This window comes from Nostoc sp. CALU 1950 (assembly GCF_051172895.1).
GTDB lineage: Bacteria > Cyanobacteriota > Cyanobacteriia > Cyanobacteriales > Nostocaceae > Nostoc > Nostoc edaphicum_A.
Genome location: NZ_JBDNJQ010000285.1, coordinates 1 through 4,379, shown reverse-complemented (window position 1 = coordinate 4,379; position 4,379 = coordinate 1). Strand labels below are relative to the sequence as shown.

General features: G+C 44.1%; 3 protein-coding genes and 1 pseudogene. All 4 read right to left on the bottom strand.

The window, feature by feature from the left end:
- Positions 1-36: 36 nt before the first annotated feature.
- Positions 37-456: pseudogene (locus ABF638_RS36765) on the bottom strand (ABC transporter ATP-binding protein); the annotation flags it as partial.
- Positions 457-464: 8 nt separating this feature from the next.
- On the bottom strand, positions 465-1,349 hold the full coding sequence (locus tag ABF638_RS36760; protein WP_435027682.1) for a carbohydrate ABC transporter permease: 885 nt from the start codon (positions 1,347-1,349) through the stop codon (positions 465-467).
- Positions 1,346-2,260 carry a carbohydrate ABC transporter permease gene (locus ABF638_RS36755; RefSeq protein WP_420763004.1) on the bottom strand — a complete coding sequence of 305 codons (915 nt, stop codon included), beginning with the start codon at positions 2,258-2,260 and terminating at the stop codon, positions 1,346-1,348. Before ABF638_RS36755 ends, ABF638_RS36760 begins: the two co-directional genes overlap by 4 nt.
- A 59-nt stretch (positions 2,261-2,319) precedes the next feature.
- Positions 2,320-3,654 (bottom strand): ABC transporter substrate-binding protein, encoded by a 1,335-nt coding sequence (locus tag ABF638_RS36750; RefSeq protein ID WP_435027681.1) that lies wholly within the window; start codon positions 3,652-3,654, stop codon positions 2,320-2,322.
- Between the last annotated feature and the right edge of the window lie 725 nt (positions 3,655-4,379).

Below are 4,379 nucleotides of genomic sequence, written 5' to 3'. Positions count from 1 at the left end.
CTGCCTTTATCCTTTATTTAGTACTCATGTACTATATTTAGATGCGTTTGCCCTGTGTCCAGGCTTACGGTTCATTAACTCTGCTAATCCTAAAACTTCTGCCACTTCTGCCACTCGCTGTTTAATGTCTGTAGGTGGTACTTTTTTCAGCTTGAGTCCAGAAGCAAGGTTTTCGTACACCGTCATGTGAGGATAGAGTGCATAGCTTTGAAATACCATTGCAATGTTGCGATCGGCTGCTCGTTTATAGGTGACATCCACCTCCCCAATCTTAATCTGACCGCGAGTCGGTTCTTCAAGACCCGCAATCATGCGTAGGACGGTAGATTTGCCACAGCCAGAAGGGCCAAGTAAAGTGAGAAACTCATGGTTATCTACAGTTAAACTAACGTCCTTGACAGGGATGACTTTAGGATTATAGGTTTTATTCAAATTTGTGAGTTCGAGTTTAGCCATTTTGATTTCTATCCTTTGACAGCACCAGCGGTAAGACCTTGGACAATCCGGCGCTGGAAAAACAAAACTAGTAAAATCAGGGGTAATGTGCCCACAACAGTTGCAGCAGCGATCGCACCATAGGGAATTTCAAATACTGTCGCACCACCCAACTGAGCCGCAGCAACGGGAATTGTCTTCAATTCTTCACGAGTCATAAACGTGAGAGCGAAAATAAACTCGTTCCAAGCAAAAATAAAGGTGAGGATTCCAGTAGTCACTAAGGCCGGAAGGGTCATGGGCAGCACGATTTGCCATAGTAGTTGAAAGGTGTTGTAGCCATCGACCCTAGCAGAATCTTCCAAATCTTTTGGTAATTGTTGAAAAAAGCTTCTCAGCACCAAAATTGTTAGCGGCAAATTGATGGCAGTATAAGGTATAATTAGCGCCAGATAATTGTTGCCGAGTTTAAGCGCTTGGATAATTTCTAACAGTCCTAAAAACAAGAGAATTCCAGGAAATAAGGTAACAATTAGAACGCAGGCGAGGATAACTCTTTCACACCTTGGGCGTAACCGTGCGAGGGCATAAGCCGCAGGTGCGCCGATCGCTAAAGATAGAGCTGTAGAAGTAATCGATACAAAGGCGCTGTTGAAGATGTAGCGCCAAAATGGGCGACGAGTAAATAACTCAATGTAGTGATTGAAAGTGAATCGTGTAGGGAAATAGACAGTAGGAACCGCGGCAATATCCTCATTCACTTTAAACGAGGTCAGCAATTGCCATAAGGCTGGCGCTAGGCTAAATAGCACTATTAATACAACTATGATGGGCAGCAAGATTTTTTTAAAAGAAAACTTGGTTTCTCCTTTTCGTTTTGGAGTCGCTGGAACTGCTTGTGGAGTTACACTCATGGGTTAAATGGCTCCTGATGTTTTGGCACGGTATTTAGCAAGAAACTAGCGATCGCCACAGCCACAATCAATATTAAAAATGTCACCACTACCAGGGCTGCTCCATAACCAAAATCCAAGTAGCGCATCACCGTAGAATAAATATACAATGACACCACTTCCGTAGCGCCACCAGGGCCACCCCCAGTCATCACAGCAATCAAGTCGAAAATCCCGAAAGCTTGAGCAAACCGAAATAGCACTGCAATTAAGATTTGTGGCAGCAGCAGTGGCAGGGTAATATTGCGGAAGCTTTGCCAAGCAGTTGCCCCATCGACTGAGTAAGCCTCATAGAGGTCTTGTGATATCGACTGCAACCCAGCTAGCAACAGGATGCTGATAAACGGCGTAGTTTTCCAAACATCTGCAAAAACCACTGCGATTATCGCCAGCGTTGGATCTCCTAACCAGTTAATCCCAGTCTCAATCAGCCCCAATCGCCGCAGAATATCGTTCACAACCCCAAACTGATCGTTAAAAATCCAAGCCCACGCCAGACCAATCAGAGAAGTAGGCAAAGCCCAAGGGATAATGGCGATTGTACGCACTATGCCCCGCCCAAAAAAGGCTTGGTTGAGAACTAGCGCAACTCCCAGTCCTAGCAATAGTTCTGAGATTACTGATGCTGTTGTAAACACCGTTGTCGCCCACAAACTCTGCCAGAAACGACCATCCCCCGCCATCCGCACATAATTTTCCAAACCAGAGAATACAGGTTGTAACTCTGTTCCCAGATTTCTCGTAAATACGCTTAACCAAAATGCTCGTAAAATCGGGTAGGCAAATACAAACAACAACAGCAGCAATGCTGGTGTTAGTAAAATCCATGCTGTCTGTTGTTCTCGACTTCTAAGTGTATGTAAATTTGTCATTTGTTATAAGGCATTGGGCATTGGCAAAGAGGAGGCAGAAAGCACAAGTTGTTTAATTTTTAATTTTTAATTTTTAATTGTTCTCCCCCTGCTCCCAGCAGTCGGCGTGTTTCCGCAGCAGCAGCTTGCATTGCTCCTTCAGAATTCATCCGACCGGATAGCGCGGCGCTGAGATAACGCTGTAAAATATCTGATGTCTGAGCATATTGGGCGATCGGCGGACGTAAAACTGCATTGCCCACGACCTCCAATAACTGCGGATAGTGGGGGTATTTAGCAACAATCTCTGGGTCTGTAAACAAATCCCGGCGACTTGGCACATAGCCTGCTGTCAAAATGAATCGGCGCTGTGCTTCTCGACTGGTAAAATACTGAATTGCTTTCCAAGCTTCTTCAGGATGTTGAGAAGATTTAGCAATCCCTAAACCCCAGCCCCCTAAACAAGCTGCTCCCGTCTTACCAGGAGCGTGAACCATTGGTTTAATCGCTATTTTGCCCTGGATTGGCGAATTTTCTGCCTGGGCTAAAGGCCACGCATAAGGCCAACTGCGTAAAAATGCTACTTGACCACTTTGAAACAAGCGCCGGGTGTCTTCTTCTTGGTAAGTCGTGACTCCAGGAGGAGAAATGCCAACTCTTACGGTACTACGCAGAAACTCAATGGCTCGTAATGTTTCTGGTCGATCTAACCCAACTTCGAGAGTGTCGGGATTAACCCAGAAGCCACCAAAGCCATCGAGAACTTCTGCAAACATCGCCACAAGTCCTTCATATTGCCGACCCTGCCAAACATAGCCCCACTTCACTTGGTTTTTCTTCTGCAAGACTTGAGAAATTCGGATCAAATCATCAAATGTTTCTGGCGGTTGCAATCCTGCTTGTTTGATTAAATCTTCCCGGTAGTAGAGCATTCCCACGTCAGAACGCACTGGAATCCGGTACAGTTTTTCTTGGTAACGTCCCCCTTCTACATCCTGGGATGAAAATGCTCCTAAGTCCTCTTGAGAAATGCGATCGCCTAAAGGTAGCAACCATCCAGCAGCAGCAAACTTGGATGTCCAAATGACATCCATATTAATCAGGTCATAAGGGGATTCACCCAAGATAAAAGATGAGGTGTACAGGTCTTCGAGCAAATTTGTGGCATTCGGCCCTTCAACTAGGTTAATGCGAATACCTGGGTTCTCAGCCTCGAAGTCTCTAATTAAACCCTGCCTCCAAGGTTCGGCATCAGGGGCAGTCATTAACAGATTGAGGATAACTGGTTGCTGTGAGAGTACTACCCAACTGAACAATATGATGCTCAATAGAGTTGCCAGGAAAACCCCTATATGTAAATAACTCTGTTTTTGGATGAATTTTTGCAACTTGTTTGTTGACTTTCGGTACAACATTATTAATGTCGCGATCGCTAGTGGTAATTATTAGGAAATAAAAACATAAAAATCTCAAAAATCCTGCTTTATATTATTTTTTATCAAAATGCTTGAGTAATGAACAAGCAAGTCAATAAACTTAACATCGACCTGGCTTCAAATAAATAAGCAATTTGATGTAAATAAGTGTAAATTTTGCTAGTAAACCCTAAATATACAGTAATGCTTGGGGCCAAAAATGCCTAAAGTTTGGGGTAGAAAATTTTAATCTATTAAGTCTGATGTTTCTCATTTGGCACTTTGACCGAAGAACCGGAGGGGCACAAAGCTTGGAGCAGGGGGAGCAAGAGAAGAGTCCCGGAGCCGTGGAGCGGAACATGGGTGTGAAGCCCCGCCCTTTTACGGCGCTCTTACTGGGGCAAAGTACAAGCTCGTCTGGTGTTTTCCCCCTTGCTCCCAGCAAGAACTGCTCCCCTGCCTCTTTTGACTATATCTTGCTGCTGATTGGGTAAGAAGAAAGCAACGTGTTGTTGGCTCAAACTTATTTGCGGTCTATTGTTTGGGGTTTTCCTGCTGCCCTCAGCTTTTGAATCTTCAAATAAGTTAGTTGTGCCCTAAATCACCCCAATTCCTAATAGTAATTATGGTAGTTGGACTCTGATTAAATACAGTTACTAATTACATACTAATACCAATTTTATATGAAGCTGCATATAATAGAGAAAACAAACTCGATAAATTAA